Consider the following 17,233-nt stretch of genomic DNA (forward strand, 5'->3'; position numbering starts at 1 on the left):
TAGGTAAACCTCTGTAAAGTTTGCGCAAAGAGTGACAATCTGCTGCTCGTCACGCCTTTACCTAGACTTACATTCTTAGACTGCAATTGACATCTAAAAGGGTATACTCAAGCTGTTATAGGTGTAGAGAGACGTACCATGAGCCAAATTCTGTTAATCGATGACGATCTAGGGCTAGCGGAACTGCTAGCACAACTGCTTGAACTTGAAGGGTTTAACCTCACACTTGCCCACGATGGCGAGGCAGGACTTGCTCTGGCACTGGAACAGCAGTTCGATCTCATCCTGCTCGATGTCATGCTGCCCAAGCTCAACGGCTTCGAGGTGCTCAAGGCATTGCGATCCAAGAAACAGACTCCGGTACTCATGCTCACCGCCCGCGGCGACGAGATAGACAGAGTCGTTGGCCTGGAGATAGGCGCCGATGACTACTTGCCCAAGCCCTTCAACGATCGCGAACTAGTGGCGCGCATCAAGGCGATCATCCGCCGCACCAGCCATCAGATGGACGAGCAGCAGCCCAGCATACTGGAGTTTGCCGACATCAAGCTCGACCCCAGCCGCCAAGAGGTGGTCTGTCAGGATCAGCTGCTGATCCTCACCGGCACCGAATTTAGCCTGCTGTATCATATGATCCAACATAGCGGCGAGGTGCTGAGCAAGGATAACCTCAGCGAGAATGTCCTGGGCAAGAAGCTGATGCCCTTCGATCGCAGCCTGGATATGCACCTGTCTAATCTGCGCAAGAAACTGCCCGAGCGCGCCGACGGCCGCCCCAGGGTCAAGACCCTCAGAGGCAAGGGCTACATCTGGCTAACCTGATGAAAATTAGTAGTCTTCCCAACCGCATCTTTATCAAGCTGCTGCTGAGCTTCTGGCTCTGTAGCAGCCTGATCATCGCCATCGTTGGCCTGCTGCCGCTGCTGCAGCAGAATCACGATCAGGCCCCTATTCCGCCCCATCTACAGGGACTGCTGGAACGCGTGGTCGAGCGCATTCAGGAAAGCCCCGAGCTGCTGACCGTGAAGCGCGACAAACACTGGCACAGACTCAAGGAGATGGGTAACAAGCCGGTGCGTTTCTATGTGGCCGACGAGCAGGGCCAGCTGATCAACAATCAACGTGTCTCCCGCGGCATCCGGCGCTTCATGCTGATGGCCGATGAGGCAGGCCACCCCATCAGCCACCAATTTAAGAGCGAGTTGCTGTTTGGCCCCATGCCCTTCGAGATAGAGGGCAAACGCTACACCCTCTATGGCCGCCTCGCCGAGATGCATCCAAGACCCTGGTTCTTCTTCTTCGCCGAGAATATCGCCCTCACGCTGACCTTGGCGATATTGCTCTCGGGCCTCTTGTGTGGCCTGCTAGCCTGGCACTTGGGTAAGCCCCTGCGAGCGCTTAAACAGAGCGCCGAGGCGGTGGCCAGCGGCGATCTCAGCCACAGGGCCGATGCCAGCACCACGGCGCGCAAGGACGAGATAGGCCAGTTGGCGCAGTCCTTTAACGCCATGGCCGACGCCATCGAGTCCATGGTCAACAGCCAGCAGCGACTGATCAGCGATATCTCCCACGAACTCAGGACGCCATTGACCCGGCTGCAGCTGGCCCTCGCCCTCACCCGCAAGAAGGGGCAGGCCTCGACCGAGATAGACCGCATCGGCTATGAGGCGGAGCAGCTGGAGGCGATGATCGCCGAGCTACTCGAACTGTCACGGGTGAAGCTGGATATCCATGAGCACAAACATCGGCTATCGCTAGCCGAGACTCTGGGTCAGGTGCTGGACGATGCCGAGTTCGAGGCAGAGCAGCAACAGAAATCCCTGGTGATCGACATAGACGATAGCCTGATGCTGATGCTCAACCCGCGCCCCCTAGCAAGGGCAATTGAGAACCTGCTGCGTAACGCCATTCGCTACGCCGAACGGGAGATCAGCATCAGCGCCGCTGCCGAGCCGAATCAGGTGATCCTCACCATCAAGGATGACGGCCCGGGCATAGAGGATGAGGCGGATCTGCAGGCGATCTTCGAGCCCTTCTATCGCCCACAATCGGCGCGAGAGCGCGAATCCGGTGGCTGGGGACTGGGACTGGCCATCGCCAAGGCAGCGATACAGGCTCATCAGGGCCAGATAGTGGCCAGCAACGCCATGCCCCGAGGGCTAGAGATCACCATCAGGCTGCCGCGTTAGTCTCTACACGTTTCTGTTGCTCTCACCGATGAGCAGGCAAAAAAAAGTGGCCAAGTGGCCACTTCTATATCTGAGAGTAAAGGCTACACCTTAACCAATACCCGGCCGGTGACCTTACCTTTAACTATCTTGGCGGCGTACTCGCCCAGCTGCTCCAGGCTGATGGTCTGACAGGCCTGCTGATAGTAGCTTTCGGGTAGGAGATCGAGCACCTGCTGCCAGGCCTTGACGCGCTTGTCGATGGGGCAAGCCACAGAATCGATACCCAAGAGGTTCACGCCGCGCAAAATAAAGGGCATCACAGTCGTTGGCAGGGCAAAACCGCCCGCCAGACCACAGATGGCGGCGCTGCCACCATATTGCATCTGCGCCAGTGCCGTGGCCAGCACCTTGTTACCTACGGTATCGACCACACCCGCCCAGCGCTGTTTCTCCAGCGGACGGCTGTCCTGTTCAAGCTCGCTGCGATCGATCACCTCGCTGGCGCCCAAGGCTTTTAGCCAGTCGCCGTTGACCTCGACCCGGCCCGAACTGGCCACCACGCGATAGCCAAGCTGTGCCAAAAGGGTCACCGCCACCGAGCCTACGCCGCCGCTGGCTCCTGTCACTAAGACGTCACCCTGCTCTGGGGTGACGCCCGCCTGTTGCAGCGCCTGCACACATAGCATGGCGGTCAGGCCGGCCGTGCCTATCATCATCGCCTTGGCGCCATCACAGCCCTTAGGCATGGGCACCAGCCAGTCGGCCTTCACCCGCGCCTTCTCGGCCATGCCGCCCCAATGGTTCTCGCCCACGCCCCAGCCGGTCAGGATCACCTCGTCACCGGGCTGAAACCTAGGGTCGGCCGACTCGCTCACCACACCGGCGAAGTCTATGCCCGGCACCATGGGGAACTCGCGAATGATCTTGCCAAGGCCGGTGATCGCCAGGCCATCCTTATAGTTGAGTGAGGAGTAACTCACCTCCACCAGCACCTCACCCTCGGGCAGATCGCTCTCAGGCAGCAGTTTCACATCGGCTTGGGTCTGTCTATCTAGTTGGGTCAATACGAGTGCCTTGAACATGGGGCCTCCTTAACAACAAAATGGACTGACAGATTAGTGCATCTGCCATCATGAATACACTGCACATTTTGCATGAACTGCATGCAGCTTGCGCATAGCTAGATCAGGTTTTGAGCCCCAAGGCCTTGAGTTTTCGATACAAGGTATTGCGGCTGATCCCTAAGTGTTTGGCACAGCGACTGACATTGCCCTCAAATCTGTGGAAGCTTGAGACGATATTGGCGTTGACCATCAGGCTAAGCTCGCTCTCGCAGGCCGCCATCTGCTCGTCCGCCTGCTCAGGCCCCTGCAGCTGGGCCTGCAGGGTGTCGGGCAGATGCTGCCATTTAAGTTCGGGATCGCCATCGGCCATCAGACAGGCCACCTGCATCAGGTTATCCAGCTCCCTCAGGTTACCCGGCCAGTCGTGGGCCAACAGACGTCTTAGCAGCTGAGGGCAGAGCTGCTGCGGCGCCTGACGATAGCGCCTATGCAGCTTGTGAATGATGCGCTCGATATCGGCACGTTGACGCAGGGGCGGTAGCGACACCTGCAGGCCGTTGAGGCGATAGTAGAGATCCTCCCTAAACGCCCCCTCACTCACCAGCTGGCGCAGATCCGCGTGGGTCGCGGCCACCACCTGAATATCCACCTTGTAGCTGCGATTGCCGCCCACGGGCACCACCTCGCGCTCCTGCAGCACCCGAAGCAAGCGGCTCTGGGTCGCTAGCGGCATCTCGCCTATCTCGTCGAGAAACAGAAAGCCGCCGTCCGCCTGACGTATCTTGCCCTCGAACCCCTGACGAGAGGCGCCGGTGAAGGCCCCGGCCTGATAGCCGAAGAGTTCAGACTCCACCAGGTCAGCAGGTAGTGCTGCGCAGTTGACCGCCACCAGTGCCGCCTGGGCGCGGGCACTCTGACCATGGAGCTTCTTCACAAACTGCTCCTTGCCCACCCCAGTCTCGCCGCAGATCAGCAGAGGAATGTTACGCCCCACCACCTTGTTTGCCTGCTGCCAGGCGCGCTCTAGCTTAGAGTCGCGAAAGCGTACGCCTATCTGCTGGCTCACCAGCTGGCTGGGCCGGGTTTCGACTAGCTGCTGGGTCTTGAGGTGCAGGCGTTGGTCCTGACACACCTGCTCACCGCTGTTCCAGCTCACCCCCAGGTGACGGTCGATATCGTCACCGATGCGCGGCCTGTGTAGCAGACGCTTGGCCATGGCGTTGCAGCCTAAGAGCTTACCGTCGACATTGGCCACCACTATCCCCTGCCAGCCTGAGGTGATCAGCGACGCCTGCTCGGCGAGATCGATGCGGTAGTGACTGCCGGGCAGATGACACAGCAGCGCCGTCTCTATCTGTTGCACCAGGCTGGCGATGAGCACCAGGGTCTGCTGGGTATGACGCTGCTGCTCACTGGTGATGTCGATGGCGCCGAGCAACTCTCCCTCGGGGGAGAAGATGGGGCTGGCGGTGCAGCTCATAAATCTGTGGTGACGGATGAAGTGCTGCTCGCCTATCACCGCCACCGTCTGCCTGGCGGTCAGGGCCGTGCCTATGGCGTTGGTGCCCTTGTGCTCCTCACGCCAATTGACCCCCACATCCAGGGCGACGTTGGCCAGTTTGTCCGAGTAGCGGCTGACGCCCCAATGGCAGAGCACATAGCCGTCGCGATCCGAGAGGATCAGCCGGCTCTGGCTGTGGGCCATCATCTGATTAAACAGGGGCAATGCATGCTGTTTGGTGAGATTGATGAGTTGCTTGTTGGCGTGATGCCGCTCGGCGAGTGCGTCGGCGTTGAGTCGTAATTCTTGCGGTAACTTGGCTTCGCTTAACCCTGCGCCCTGACTACGAGACCATGAGTCAGACAACCAAGCCTGTGTCTGTGGAGCTATCGTCATAACAGTGTTCCATTTTGGCACACCCGAGGTGCGCACTTATGTCACAGTGCATGCCAACTGCCAGTGCTACACCATCCTGGACCACGCACATTCGGACATCAAAAATTAGTTTTTCATCATACTGTTACTCCAGCCACATCACAACTCCTGCCAGTTTGGCCTAGGCTTTGCGTTAGCTAACCTGAGTCTGCGCCCTAATGAACACAAGCGTGACACTCAAATGGGGCACAGATAAAAAATTTAAACCTGTTGTTTTTTAAACATAAAAATAGGGCGCCCGGCAGAGGCGCCTTTCGACAAGACAAAACCATACAAGGAAGCTCAAGATGATCTACAGCAAGCCAGGCACGACAGATGCCATAGTTAACTTCAACGGCCGTTACGACAACTTCATTGGGGGGCAGTGGGTCGCGCCTGTGGGCGGGGCATATTTTGATAACCGCTCACCTGTCGACGGCCAGGTGTTTTGTCAGGTGGCCCGCTCGGACGAGCGCGATATCGAGCTGGCACTGGACGCCGCCCACGCCGCCAAAGATGCCTGGGGCAAGACCTCGGTGACCGAACGCTCCAACTTACTGCTGAAGATAGCCGATCGCGTCGAGCAAAATCTGGAGTTTCTGGCCGTGGCCGAAACTTGGGAGAACGGTAAAGCAGTACGCGAAACCCTGAATGCGGATCTGCCGCTGTTTGTGGATCACTTCCGCTACTTCGCCGGTTGTATCCGCGCCCAGGAAGGCAGCGCCGCCGATATCGACAACAACACCGTCAGCTACCACTTTCCCGAGCCGCTGGGCGTCGTCGGCCAGATCATCCCCTGGAACTTCCCGCTGCTGATGGCCGCCTGGAAAATCGCCCCGGCGCTGGCCGCCGGTAACTGCATAGTGCTCAAGCCCGCCGAGCAGACACCCGTCTCCATCCTGGTGATGGTCGAACTGATTCAAGATCTGCTACCAGCCGGCGTGCTCAATATCGTCAACGGTTTCGGCACCGAGGCGGGTCAGGCGCTGGCGGTCAGCAAGCGCATCGCCAAGCTGGCCTTCACCGGCTCGACTCAGATAGGTCACCATATCCTCAAGTGCGCCGCCGAGTCGCTGATCCCCTCTACCGTCGAGCTGGGCGGCAAGTCGCCCAACATCTACTTTGCCGACGTGATGGAGCAAGAAGATGAATATCTGGATAAGGCGGTTGAAGGCATGCTGCTGGCCTTCTTCAACCAGGGTGAGGTCTGTACCTGCCCGTCACGGGTACTGATCGCCGAGTCCATCTACGACAAGTTTATCGACAAGGTGATCGCCCGCGCCAAGACGATCAAGCAGGGCAACCCACTGGATACCGACACCCAGGTAGGTGCCCAGGCCTCCCAGGAGCAGTTTGATAAGATCCTAAGTTACCTGGAGATAGGCCGCAATGAGGGCGCCGAGGTGCTAATTGGTGGCACCAGCTGTCAGCTATCTGGCGATCAGAGCAGCGGCTTCTATATCGAGCCCACCATACTCAAGGGCCACAACAAGATGCGCGTCTTCCAGGAGGAGATATTCGGTCCCGTTATTTCGGTCACCACCTTCAAGGATGAGGCCGAGGCGCTGGCCATCGCCAACGACACAGAATATGGCCTGGGCGCCGGCGTCTGGACCCGCGACATGAACCGCGCCCAGCGCATGGGACGTGGTATTCAGGCGGGACGCGTATGGATCAACTGCTACCACGCCTACCCTGCCCACGCCGCATTCGGTGGCTACAAGAAGTCAGGCATAGGTCGCGAGACCCACAAGATGATGCTCAGCCATTACCAGAACACCAAGAACCTGCTCGTCAGCTACGACGTCAACCCGCTAGGTTTCTTCTAACCTAGCGATCTGGCTCAACCCAAAGCCTGCTGAGACTGGAGCTCAGCAGGCGCTATCCCCTCATGAAGGGACAGCTATCTAAGTAGCTACATTCACCCAATTTGAGGCTTGGAAGAAGTGATTTTGACCATGGACTCATGATGAGCTTATTTGAAGAGGCATCAAACTGACTTTGGTATTTGAAGAGAAAGTTTGAACCATGGCTTCATGGTGTATCGATTACCTGCGGACGGTGCAGCTCGAGGGGATCTGAATGGCCTTTCAGCGAAGGTTTTAGTAAGTGAGCATCACACTACTTTGCTGTTTGAAGGGTTTCCTTGGACCATGGCTTCATGGTGCATCAACTGCCTGCAGCAGGCTTATGTGCAAGCACTCTTTTGGCACGCCGAGAGCCAAAAGCGTGCTTACACTTGTATCTATCGTCTCTTCGATTAAACGTTAATGGATAGCCTGACAATAAAATTCAATTGGACAAAAACGAGTTGGCGCTCGAAAGCCTACATTGAAACTAACCGCTCTCAGTTAGGACTTTTTAAAATACCAATAGCCACAATAAATCCAGCCACCTGGCGGAATTAACAAGTTGAGTAGAAGTGCATAAAAGCCAACCAAAGGAACATTGCTCGCTTTACCCTGCGCAAACCTTACCGTGAAAAAAATGACTATTAGCGCCACGACGAAGAGGATTTGCCCCCAGAGAGTTGCGTTAACATTCATCATAAACTTCCTTTGTTAAATTTTTACATAACACCCGTGTTAAAGGGGAAATGCTGCTTGGCTAACAACCGAAGCGCGGCATAGGAGCCTACCAGTATTTGGCCAGTTGAATGCGCTTGTTAGTTGCTGATTACTAGCCTACTCATCGTCACTTTTTTCTTGTTTTTTTCTTTTGTTCCAGGCCTATGGCTACACCAATTGCAATTCCAACTCCAATACCTAAAGCTAAATTCCCAAGAGCAACTCCAAGTCCAGAGCCAATAGCTATTCCTATACCTATTCCAAATGCCATTGGATTATTTTTTGAGCTACTATTATTGTTCCACTTACCCATTTATACTCCATAATCAACTAACGCCTTGCTAAGGGCTGGCGCTACGCGCCAATCTCACGGAACCAGCCATAGCTGACGGAGTGATCTTGAGCGACTGGTTATGTAGCTATACTTCAAGCCTGAGTACCTGCCCCTCTGCGATTTTGACATTACATATGTAAAGCTCAAACGGCATACCCTCATACATTTTAGATTGATGAATTTCATCATCTAGAAAACTCATTTTGAGTTCGACTGTATCTCCATCAAACGCTTCCACGTCTTCAGGAAGCATCAGTCTGCAGCTAGTATCAACACCATCTAGATAGTGGACTCTTGGCCAAATACTACCTGTATACCTAAACCTATGAGGAGGTCGCTCAATAACTAGAAAAGTAACTTTTACGGACACATTCATTGACTGTCCTTAGCCACATAACGTCGCGAATAATCGGCAAGTAATGCTTGGCTAAAATTTGCGAGGAACGAGCGCGAGCCAAGCATTACGCGTCCGAATTAATTGCTTTGTTAGTACGATATTTAGCACCAATGCCTAATGGGTCAATTTCTACTTGGGACTTAAATCGTGGGTCAGCAAGTTTGACTATCCCATGTTTCACGTATTCCGCGACTATTTTATATGCCTCCGATGCATTTGCCTCAGTGACATTGATTGAGCTTTGATAGATCAAAACAATGTCAGATTGAATAGCGTCCTTTAGGAGTTTATTGAACTTACCTTCGTCCAATTCTTCTCTATCATTGAAAACCCGCACCCAATCTCCACTAGGGCCAATCCTACCGTGTGACAGCTTGTGCATGAGTGTAATGATTTCGCGGTTCTTCATCTATCGTACTAACATTTTATTAGTGCGCATGCGCGTTTACCTCGTTGGACCAGTGAAAACGCGCACAGCTAACTATCTGTATGTAATGAACTTATCAGCATTTTGCTAAATACACCATCTGGAAAAATGCGCATGCGCGTTTTCCAAACCTATTATCTACTTAACGAATAACATAAGCGATTAATTTTAAATGTATTTATTTAATGCGAAATGAGAAAACGCGCAAGGATACAGGATAAAAATCGTTCAAAATCCTTATGATTTTAATATGGCGGTATCCTTATCCAGTTTTGATGGAGAGTAGTGAACTACATAACAGGGGGGGGGTATCGATGAATATCTTTAGGTCAGAAAATCAGTTCGGTACTGAACCACCGACAACGAGCTAACTCAATTTTGGGCATAAATAAGTTAGCGCTTTAACTCCCTTCTCTCCCCAACACCGCCAAATCGAAGAGACGATAGATACCTAGTGTAAGCACGCTTTTGGCTCTCGGCGGCATGGACGCCGCCGTGAAGCGTATAAGGACATATTCACAGCGTGCCAAAAGAGTGCTTGCACATAAGCCTGCCGCAGGCAATTGATGAAGGTGAAGATTCGACCTTCAAAATCCCTTCAAATACAAATGCAGCTGGAAGCATCAGCCCGATCACCCCCATATATTCGGCACCACACTATTCGAATACCCAGATATAAAAGGCTTCTTGACCCCGGTATCGGGGTCATAAACATGGCGCTGCACCGCACCTATGTTGCCGCCATAGACATGAATGCTGATAGATACTCCCTCCAATAGAGCATTAGAAACCCTATGGATATCGCCGATATCTGGCGAGACCAGATCGACACCGCCGACGGGCAACTCATGACTGCCGCTGGCCCGCAGACAGCTGGCAACCTCGTCCAGCTCATATTCCTCACAGCGCTCGGCGCCGCGCAGTACGCCCACCATGCCCCATACGGTATGGTCATGAACAGGTGTGGTCTGCCCCGGTGCCCAGACGAAGCTCACCACAGAGAAACGCTCCAGAGGATCGCAATAGAGCAGATACTGCCGATAGCTCTCAATACTCGGCTGAGCAAAGGCATGGGGTAGCCAGTCATCATGAGCAATAAGCTCCAACAGCAGCGACTTGCCGTCGGAAAAGATACGAGCCTCATCGCAGCCGACCTGCTCAACAACCCGGGTAAAGGACTGAACAAAATCCCGCAATCTGCCAATGTTTTCCATATACACTCCCTGGCCTAAATGCCGTCAATCAAGGCTAGGCGATCCGCCCCAGGCAATAAATAGGCAATAGGTCGATAGCAGATAAAAGCCATAGGATAGAAGAGTAATAAAGGGATTGGGTAAATATCGGCGTTATGTAGATAAGCTTACCGCCCCTGTGATCACGACATTAGTGCTTGCATATAAAGCCCCGGACACGATAAAGCCCCGGGCAGGCGATAAGCAACAGCGAAGGTTAGCCCTTCATAACCCTAGCAAACATCAACTCAGCTAAAAGCCTCAACAACTAACCAGCCTCTCCTCGTCAGTCAGGCCACTACCCTCTGCAAAAGGGCTGTTTTCCCCCATCCCCATTTCCCTTATAATCGCCGCTCATCCGTTCAAAGGTAAGCCAAGATGTTCCATATCGCCCTCTATGAGCCAGAGATTGCCCCCAATACCGGCAATATCATCCGCCTGTGCGCCAACAACGGCTGCCAGCTGCACCTTATCGAGCCATTGGGTTTCGATCTTGAAGAGAAGAAGCTGCGCCGCGCCGGGCTGGACTATAGTGATCTTACCCGGGTCACCCGCCACAAGGACTTCGAGAGTTTCTTGAGCGCCATGGCCGGTAAGCGCATCATGGCCTGCACCACCAAGGGCAGTCGCCCCCATAGCGAAATCGCCTTCGAGAAGGATGATGTCTTGCTGTTTGGCCCCGAGACCCGCGGCCTACCGATGGAAATCATAGAATCGATCCCCGCCAGCCAGCGCCTGCGCATCCCAATGGCCGCCAGCAGCCGCAGCCTCAACCTGTCTAACTCGGTCGCCATCATCAGCTATGAGGCCTGGCGTCAGCTTGGCTATGAGGGCGCCTGCTAAACCCTTTATGTGGAGTTTATGAGGCAGGATTAAGGGCGATGCCACGATAGACTTGATAGTCGTCATCGTCCTGATCCAGATATTGCACCTTCTGCAGCCATAACCAGCCATCTCCCTGTGGCACGAAGCTGAGGTGGATCATCGCCGGACGCTGCTGCACCACACCCTTGCCCAGCAGGGAGAAGCCACTCTCCTCCCGGTACAGGGTAAAGAAGAGAGTCTTATCCGGGTCGACGCCGTTGAAATAGGTGAGCTTTATCTCGCCATCTCCCTCGCGAAACCACCAGGTCTCGCTCAGCGGATGACTGGCGTGTTCGCTCACCGAGAGCGTCAGCTGACGCCGATCGCCGCTACAGAGCCCCTGCACCTGTACCGCTTTTACCTGTCCCTTGGGCCTGGAGCCCTCCCCCTGCCAGCTCCCCGCCAGGGCCTGACAGAAGTCGGGCAGGGCTATCTTCTCCGCCAAGGCCATCGACGAAAACAGCATGGCCGAGAATAAAATGAGCGATTTAAAATAGTTCAACATCTTGTTTTGTTTGGTGTAAATGCGTTTCTCGATAGGCGTTTAGCGCCTCGTATATCGGCACGCCCTCAAGCAGGGCCGCAAACATCTGCCGTTCGCAATCAAGAGAATAATGCGCCTGTATCTCCCTTTGCAAGTTCGCCCAGGCCGCCTGGGAGTGGCGTCGCTGCTCGTCCCCCAGCATGGCCTCCATCAGACTCAACGCGGTGATCACATGATTCAGCCGCTGAGAGATGCGATCGTAGAACTGAAACGCCATCACCCCGCTGTCGATTGCCTGCATCAGGCTATCGCTGTGGGCCAGAATCGCCGCTGGCGTATCGGCCGTACCATGGAGATGTCGATTGACCTCGGTGAGATGCCCGGCCATCTGGGTAAACAACTGCCCTAGGCCGGTGACATTATGATCGCCATCGGTGAGCGATAGCTCTATCTGCGCCGTCGCCAATAGCAGCAGCTTAGTGGTCTCCTGCAGGTGGCACCAGTCGGCGTCATCACAGGCGCATGTGTCGCAGCGGGGCGGTATAACCTGGGTCATGGGCATCTCCTGATAGGGCTGGGCTAAGACTTAGTCAAGGTGTTAGTTAAGGCGTTAGTTAAGGTGTTAGTTAACCCTAGATGAAAGCCCATCGAAATGCGAACCGCTAGCCCGTTAACACTGGCGCTATTCACCGATAAAAAAGGCCCGTCAGCGTTAGCCGACGAGCCTTTATGATTTAGCCTAACTAGCTATCTCTTACTAATAAGGCTTATTGCGAGAAGCCGACCGCATTGATCTCCACCTGCTTCACCTCACCATACTGGGCGGCGATATCGGCGATCTTGCTGGCGTTGCCGATCAGCACATATTGCAGCTTGTCCTGTGGGAAATAGCTGTTCACCAGGCGCTGGGTCTCCGCCAGGGTCAGGCCATCGACATTCTTCTGGAAGTCGTTGATGAAGCTGTCATCGAAACCGTAGAGGTACATGCTCGACAGCAGGCCGGCCAGCTGTTCGCTGGTCTCGAACTTAGGCGGGAACTGCCCCTTCACATAGGCCTTGGCCGAGTCCAGGGTCGGCTGATCTATCCCCGTCTGCCACAGACGCGAATAGGTCTTCAGCGCCAGATCGATCGCCTCCTTGGTAGTATCACTCTTGGTGAAGGTGCTGATCCTGAATACGCCCCCTTGAGAATAGGGGGTAAAGGCCGAGCGAGCACCATAGGTCAGACCGGCGTTCACCCTGAGCTCATCGTTGAGCCAGGAGGTGAAACGGCCACCCAGGATAGTGTTGACCACCTGCAGCCCCACGTAATCTGGATTGTTGCGGCTAATGCCCTTACCACCGATAAGGAAGGTGGTCTCGATGGCATCGCCCTTGTTGACCAATAGCACCTTACTGGCATCCAGCGACGGCTGGCCTTCGGCCAGGTCTTGCTTGGCGATCGCCTCGCCGTTGTGCCAATCGCCAAACAGCTTATTTAGTCTTGCCTTCATCTCGCCTGGCTTAAAATCACCGACGACCGAGATGGCGATGTTTTGTGGCTGATAATAGCTCTTGTGGAAGGCGCGAAGCTGGTTAACCGTCAGCTCGGCCAGCGAGTCGCGGGTCCCCGACGCCGGATTGCCGTAGGGGTGATCGCCAAATACCAGCTTGTCGAAGTAGCGATGGATCACCACGCGTGGGCTCTCCTTCTCCTGGGCCAGGCCCGCCATCTCACGTTGACGCAGCTTGTCGAACTCGCCGCCATCAAAATCTGGAGCGCGCAGCAGATCCCGCATCAGAGGCAGCATCTTGTCTGTGTCTTTCGCCATGAAGTCGGCATCGATAAAGCTGCCTTCCTTACCCGCATCGGCGGCAATCGAGGCGCCTAAGAAGTCGACCATCTGCTCGATATCTGACTTGCTCTTGCCGTTAGCGCCCAGCAACAAGGACTTGGCCGTCATGTTGGCCACCCCTGAGGTGGTGTCCTTGACCGCACCGGCGCGCACCACGGCGCTGACGGTGATCAACGGCACCTCGGTTTGTGGCATCAGATAGACTGTCATGCCGTTGGCCAGTTGATACTGCTCATAGGCGGGCATGCTGAAGCTGCCGGTGTCGACCGTCTGGCTCGTTGTCGTCGCGGCGCAGCCCGAGAGTGCCAGGGCGCCGGCCACCATGGCCGCTGTGCCCAGCTTGGCAAAGCCTTGGGGAATTTGAGTCAATAGGGTCTTCATTGGTCACTCTCCTCTGTGGCCGCCAGTACGGCAACGGTGCGGTTGGCGCGACGTAGATAGGTTTGCGCAACACGCTGAATATCTTCTGGGGTCACCTTGTTATAAGCCTCAGGCGCATTGAACAGCTTGTCGAAGCTGCCGAAATAGAGCTCGTAGGTCCCTAAGGTGTTGGCCTTGCCGTTAATGGTTTCCATGGCGCGGTAGAAATTCATCAGCTTGATATTCTTCACCTTCTCAAGCTCATCCTGGGTCACGCCGTCGCGGGCGATACGGTTGATCTCGCCGATCATGCCGCTCTCCAGCTCCTGGGCTGTGATGCCTGGGTTGGCAACGCCCATCACATAGAAGAGGTTAGGGTCGAAGCTCATCGGCATATAGGTTTCCACCTCGATGGCCACCTGCTTCTCCACCAGCCCTTGATACAGGCGCGAGCTGTTGCCCGTGGTCAGGATAGAAGAGAGCAGATCCAGGGCGTAGTAGTCCTGATTCGAGGTCGCCGGCACATGGTAGGCCAGCATCACGTTCGGCGTGCTGACAGAGGCCTTCTGTACGAAGACACGGCGCTCACCCTTCTGCAAAGGCTCGACCGTCTTCACCTCGCGGGGCGGAGTCTGAGCGGGGATCGGCGCAAAGTACTTGTTGGCCAAGGTTTTGACTTCGTTAAGCTTTACATCACCGGCGATCACCACCACGGCATTGTTGGGCGCATAGTAGGTCTTGTGGTACTGCACCAGATCATCCTGGGTCCAGGCGGCGATATCCGACTCGTGACCTATGACAGACCAGCTATAAGGGTGTGCGCGAAATGCGGCGCCCTTGATCTCTTCCTGCAGGGTGCGCCAATTAGAGTTTTCCAGGCCAGTAGTGCGCTCGGAAGCGACCACGCCACGCTCGCTCTCTACCATCTCAGGATTGATATCCAGATTGGCGATACGGTCGGCCTCGAGATCGAAGATGGTCTCCAGGGCATTGGCCGGAAACCAGTCGGTGTAGACGGTCAGATTTTCTGTGGTGTAGGCGTTGTTGGCGCCGCCCGCCGCCTCCATGGTGCGGTCGAACATCTTAGGACCAAATTTCTTCGAGCCGTTGAACATCATGTGTTCGAAGAAGTGGGAGATCCCTGTGATGCCCGGCACCTCGTTGCGGGATCCCACCTTCCAAAATAGATACATGTTGGCATTTGGGATCGAGGCGTCTTCTAGCACCATGATTTTCATGCCATTATCTAACGTGAAGCTTTTTATGTCTTCGGCTTGAGTTGCCTGCGCCCCCATGGAGGAGAGGATTCCCCCAATGGAAAGGCACAGTGCGATAATCTTTCGCATCATCTGTCGTTCCCTCATTCGTGAGCAGATAGAGTTTTTCTCGGTATCTGGTGGCATCGTTTGTGAGCCCCCAATCATCGACAACTATAAGAGGCGAAATTATAAATAAGATCAAGTCTGTTGTAGCCAGTATCACGCGAGAGAATTGTAACTTATTGCTTTTGTGCCATGCTAAGACACAAGTATGACGACACCTAACCCGAGGGAGAGTACGCCTTGCCACAAGCCACAGAGATCGATTTAGCCTACCTAAACCGTATCAACTGCAACACAGAGGCGCAGCTGCAGGTGCTTACGCCGCTCAGGCCCATCAGGCTCAAGACCCGGCTGATCGGCATAGACCCGGACAACGCCATCATTCTCGCCCTTGGCCAGGACAAATACTGGCAGGCCGCCCAGGACTATATTACCCAGGGACAAGGTGTGGTGGTGCGCCTGATCAACAGCGACGATCCCGAGGCCAACATCCTCGCCTTTCGCAGTCAGATCAAGACGCTGCTCAACAATGCCGGGCGCTGGTTAGTGGTGAAATACCCCAAGGTGCTGCAGAGCGTAGCCCTGAGACAACACTGCCGCATTCCGGTCAATCTGGCCGCCTCGATCCATGAGCGCACGGCAGAGAGCCACTCCACCCATGTCTGTTCCAGCGGCTTTCTGCAGGATATCTCGGTCAAGGGCGGCGCCTATATAGGTGATGAGATTGAGGGAGGCGCCCTGAATCAGGGCTATCGTTTACAGGTCAAATTTGAGCAGTCGCTGGAGACCCTCAGCGTGCCTATCCTGCTCAAGAACATCCAGCCTCCAAGCGTGGGGCGCAGCCAGTATCAATATGGCTTCATCTTAGATGAGAGTCAGGATGAGGAGACGTTGGGCGACTTTGCCCAGAAGGTGATCATCAATCACCTGATGCAGCAGCCTAAGGCATAGCCCTAAAAATGAGTCTTTAAGGCCACGGCCTGAGGCTTAATCTGAGGCTGAATCTGAGGCTTAGGATTTAGTAAAGAAGACCACATCCTTGTCTATCACCTCGAGCCGCCAGTTAAACGCTTTAGCGATCCACTCGAAGGTGGCCGTGCTGTAGAAGCGGATATGGGTCTGATCCTGCTTGTAATGCCAGTTGGCAAAGGCGGCCTCATCCAGCACCCGCTTGGTCATGACAGCCAGACAGGTCCCCGGCTTCATCATGGCATCCAGCCTCTGCAGCAGGGCCGAGGCATCGGCTACATGCTCTATCACCTCTGTCATGGTGATGAAGTCATATTGCTGCTGCAGCAGCTGCTCGTCGGGAAAGTAGTAGAGATCATAGTTGTCCATGGCAATCCCCGCCTCGCCCGCCATCACGCTGATGGTCGGCCCCGGGCCACAGCCAAAATCCAGCCCTCTATGCTCGCTGGTCAGTCGCTCACTCAGGGGTAACCAGGTGCGCCCTAAGAAGCGCCGATAGCCCTGATCCTTACTGTCGTTTTGGTGATGATCGTAAAACGCCTTCTCGGCTTCGGCACTTAACAGGTACTGGTCGGGAACGCTCACCAGCTGGCACTGGTTACAGATTTCATATGCTCTGTGCTTATCGCGATGAAAGCACGCCAGGTTATCACTATGACAAAGGGGACAAAGACTCACAGGGCTTCCAATTAGCTTTGGGGTTTGGGAATTTTTCTTTCTTGGGCCGCGGCTTCGCGCGCCTCTTTTAAGTACTTAGACTCTCGACTCTCGCGCTCGTTAAACTGACGCTGCGCCTTCTCGCGCTGGTCTTCCTGCCATTCGCCCGATTGCTGACGTTCGAGCACGGCCTGCTCTCTCGCCTGGGTGGCGTTGGCCGCCTTTCTGGCCTTCTCCAGCTGCTCCGCCTCGGTCTGGCGGGCAATCTTGCTGGCCTCCTCGGCCTTAGGGCTCATGCGCTTATGCTCCTTCGCCGCCAGATCCCAGCTCAGGCTAGCGAGCAACACCAAGACGATACAAGAAATTGAGCGGGTCAACATGACAGTTATCCTTAACCAGATGAGGGTCTGTGGTGATTCTAGCACTATCGCGAGCGCAAAGCTGAAAAACCTCAGGCTCGGCTCCCCGAAGGCATTTGTTAACAAATGTCATAAAAATGACTGAAAAACCATGCAAAAACTTGTCCTTAGGTTTGAGTCTCTTATCGATTCGCGGTATTTTTAACCCAATTGGCAGAGAGAAGACCAGCGCAGGCAAGATATAAAGCTGCTCTATGCCCCATTTGCGAGCCATCT

General features: G+C 54.9%; 17 protein-coding genes. 5 read left to right on the forward strand and 12 right to left on the reverse strand.

The annotated features are described in order from the left end of the window. Positions 1-138: 138 nt before the first annotated feature. Together K0H80_RS18285 and K0H80_RS18290 are read left to right on the forward strand one after the other, a co-directional pair. On the forward strand, positions 139-822 hold the full coding sequence (locus K0H80_RS18285; RefSeq protein WP_220043591.1) for a response regulator: 684 nt from the start codon (positions 139-141) through the stop codon (positions 820-822). Next, positions 822-2,189 carry an ATP-binding protein gene (locus K0H80_RS18290; RefSeq protein ID WP_220072519.1) on the forward strand — a complete coding sequence of 456 codons (1,368 nt, stop codon included), beginning with the start codon at positions 822-824 and terminating at the stop codon, positions 2,187-2,189. The genes K0H80_RS18285 and K0H80_RS18290 overlap by 1 nt, the downstream gene beginning before the upstream one ends. An 83-nt stretch (positions 2,190-2,272) precedes the next feature. On the opposite strand, the gene acuI is transcribed toward K0H80_RS18290, so the two are convergent. Together acuI and K0H80_RS18300 are read right to left on the reverse strand one after the other, a co-directional pair. Beyond that, positions 2,273-3,253: an acrylyl-CoA reductase (NADPH) gene (gene acuI / locus K0H80_RS18295; RefSeq protein ID WP_220072520.1), complete on the reverse strand. Its 981-nt coding sequence runs from the start codon at positions 3,251-3,253 to the stop codon at positions 2,273-2,275. A 103-nt stretch (positions 3,254-3,356) separates the two neighbouring features. Then, the gene (locus tag K0H80_RS18300) at positions 3,357-5,132 is read right to left on the reverse strand and encodes a sigma-54-dependent Fis family transcriptional regulator (protein ID WP_220072521.1); all 1,776 of its coding nucleotides are present in this window, start codon (positions 5,130-5,132) and stop codon (positions 3,357-3,359) included. A gap of 326 nt (positions 5,133-5,458) precedes the next feature. Between K0H80_RS18300 and exaC the strand changes: the two genes are divergently transcribed. Further along, the gene (gene exaC, locus K0H80_RS18305) at positions 5,459-6,979 is read left to right on the forward strand and encodes an acetaldehyde dehydrogenase ExaC (RefSeq protein WP_220072522.1); all 1,521 of its coding nucleotides are present in this window, start codon (positions 5,459-5,461) and stop codon (positions 6,977-6,979) included. 865 nt (positions 6,980-7,844) lie between these two features. On the opposite strand, the gene K0H80_RS18310 is transcribed toward exaC, so the two are convergent. The 4 genes from K0H80_RS18310 to K0H80_RS18325 form a co-directional block, all read right to left on the reverse strand. Beyond that, positions 7,845-8,030, reverse strand: coding sequence for a glycine zipper domain-containing protein (locus tag K0H80_RS18310; RefSeq protein ID WP_220072523.1), 186 nt, complete (start codon positions 8,028-8,030; stop codon positions 7,845-7,847). Positions 8,031-8,136: 106 nt separating this feature from the next. Beyond that, entirely contained in the window at positions 8,137-8,427 is a 291-nt protein-coding gene (locus K0H80_RS18315) for a hypothetical protein (protein WP_220072524.1), read from the reverse strand. 85 nt (positions 8,428-8,512) lie between these two features. Continuing rightward, positions 8,513-8,857, reverse strand: coding sequence for a hypothetical protein (locus K0H80_RS18320; RefSeq protein WP_220072525.1), 345 nt, complete (start codon positions 8,855-8,857; stop codon positions 8,513-8,515). 650 nt (positions 8,858-9,507) lie between these two features. After that, positions 9,508-10,089, reverse strand: coding sequence for a cysteine dioxygenase family protein (locus K0H80_RS18325; RefSeq protein WP_220072526.1), 582 nt, complete (start codon positions 10,087-10,089; stop codon positions 9,508-9,510). Between the two features lie 396 nt (positions 10,090-10,485). Here K0H80_RS18325 and trmL point away from each other — a divergent pair, with 396 nt between their 5' ends. Further along, positions 10,486-10,950, forward strand: coding sequence for a tRNA (uridine(34)/cytosine(34)/5-carboxymethylaminomethyluridine(34)-2'-O)-methyltransferase TrmL (gene trmL, locus K0H80_RS18330; RefSeq protein ID WP_220072527.1), 465 nt, complete (start codon positions 10,486-10,488; stop codon positions 10,948-10,950). A 16-nt stretch (positions 10,951-10,966) separates the two neighbouring features. Here trmL and K0H80_RS18335 read toward each other — a convergent pair whose 3' ends face one another. From K0H80_RS18335 to K0H80_RS18350, 4 genes are all read right to left on the reverse strand, one after another. Then, entirely contained in the window at positions 10,967-11,476 is a 510-nt protein-coding gene (locus K0H80_RS18335; RefSeq protein WP_220072528.1) for a hypothetical protein, read from the reverse strand. Further along, positions 11,460-12,011, reverse strand: a complete 552-nt coding sequence (locus tag K0H80_RS18340) for a hypothetical protein (RefSeq protein ID WP_220072529.1) — start codon at positions 12,009-12,011, stop codon at positions 11,460-11,462. Before K0H80_RS18340 ends, K0H80_RS18335 begins: the two co-directional genes overlap by 17 nt. A gap of 211 nt (positions 12,012-12,222) precedes the next feature. Then, positions 12,223-13,614 carry a M16 family metallopeptidase gene (locus K0H80_RS18345; protein WP_434086656.1) on the reverse strand — a complete coding sequence of 464 codons (1,392 nt, stop codon included), beginning with the start codon at positions 13,612-13,614 and terminating at the stop codon, positions 12,223-12,225. A 53-nt stretch (positions 13,615-13,667) separates the two neighbouring features. Next, a complete protein-coding gene (locus K0H80_RS18350; protein WP_220072531.1) occupies positions 13,668-14,999 on the reverse strand; it encodes a M16 family metallopeptidase in 1,332 nt (443 codons plus the stop codon). Positions 15,000-15,212: 213 nt separating this feature from the next. On the opposite strand from K0H80_RS18350, the gene K0H80_RS18355 reads away from it, so the two are divergent. Beyond that, the gene (locus K0H80_RS18355) at positions 15,213-15,923 is read left to right on the forward strand and encodes a flagellar brake domain-containing protein (RefSeq protein WP_220072532.1); all 711 of its coding nucleotides are present in this window, start codon (positions 15,213-15,215) and stop codon (positions 15,921-15,923) included. A gap of 60 nt (positions 15,924-15,983) precedes the next feature. Here the strand turns inward: K0H80_RS18355 and K0H80_RS18360 are convergent, their stop codons facing one another. Beyond that, positions 15,984-16,619: a class I SAM-dependent methyltransferase gene (locus K0H80_RS18360; protein ID WP_220072533.1), complete on the reverse strand. Its 636-nt coding sequence runs from the start codon at positions 16,617-16,619 to the stop codon at positions 15,984-15,986. An 11-nt stretch (positions 16,620-16,630) separates the two neighbouring features. Continuing rightward, positions 16,631-16,978, reverse strand: a complete 348-nt coding sequence (locus K0H80_RS18365) for a hypothetical protein (protein WP_220072534.1) — start codon at positions 16,976-16,978, stop codon at positions 16,631-16,633. Between the last annotated feature and the right edge of the window lie 255 nt (positions 16,979-17,233).

The organism is Shewanella aegiceratis, assembly GCF_019457495.1.
Taxonomy (GTDB): Bacteria; Pseudomonadota; Gammaproteobacteria; order Enterobacterales; family Shewanellaceae; genus Shewanella; species Shewanella loihica.

Coding starts and splice junctions, on each gene's coding strand:
- K0H80_RS18285 (WP_220043591.1), top strand. CDS start 139: ATGAGCCAAATTCTGTTAATCGATGACGATCTAGGGCTAGCGGAACTG.
- K0H80_RS18290 (WP_220072519.1), top strand. CDS start 822: ATGAAAATTAGTAGTCTTCCCAACCGCATCTTTATCAAGCTGCTGCTG.
- acuI (WP_220072520.1), bottom strand. CDS start 3,253: ATGTTCAAGGCACTCGTATTGACCCAACTAGATAGACAGACCCAAGCC.
- K0H80_RS18300 (WP_220072521.1), bottom strand. CDS start 5,132: ATGACGATAGCTCCACAGACACAGGCTTGGTTGTCTGACTCATGGTCT.
- exaC (WP_220072522.1), top strand. CDS start 5,459: ATGATCTACAGCAAGCCAGGCACGACAGATGCCATAGTTAACTTCAAC.
- K0H80_RS18310 (WP_220072523.1), bottom strand. CDS start 8,030: ATGGGTAAGTGGAACAATAATAGTAGCTCAAAAAATAATCCAATGGCA.
- K0H80_RS18315 (WP_220072524.1), bottom strand. CDS start 8,427: ATGAATGTGTCCGTAAAAGTTACTTTTCTAGTTATTGAGCGACCTCCT.
- K0H80_RS18320 (WP_220072525.1), bottom strand. CDS start 8,857: ATGAAGAACCGCGAAATCATTACACTCATGCACAAGCTGTCACACGGT.
- K0H80_RS18325 (WP_220072526.1), bottom strand. CDS start 10,089: ATGGAAAACATTGGCAGATTGCGGGATTTTGTTCAGTCCTTTACCCGG.
- trmL (WP_220072527.1), top strand. CDS start 10,486: ATGTTCCATATCGCCCTCTATGAGCCAGAGATTGCCCCCAATACCGGC.
- K0H80_RS18335 (WP_220072528.1), bottom strand. CDS start 11,476: ATGTTGAACTATTTTAAATCGCTCATTTTATTCTCGGCCATGCTGTTT.
- K0H80_RS18340 (WP_220072529.1), bottom strand. CDS start 12,011: ATGACCCAGGTTATACCGCCCCGCTGCGACACATGCGCCTGTGATGAC.
- K0H80_RS18345 (WP_434086656.1), bottom strand. CDS start 13,614: ATGGTGGCCGGCGCCCTGGCACTCTCGGGCTGCGCCGCGACGACAACG.
- K0H80_RS18350 (WP_220072531.1), bottom strand. CDS start 14,999: ATGATGCGAAAGATTATCGCACTGTGCCTTTCCATTGGGGGAATCCTC.
- K0H80_RS18365 (WP_220072534.1), bottom strand. CDS start 16,978: ATGTTGACCCGCTCAATTTCTTGTATCGTCTTGGTGTTGCTCGCTAGC.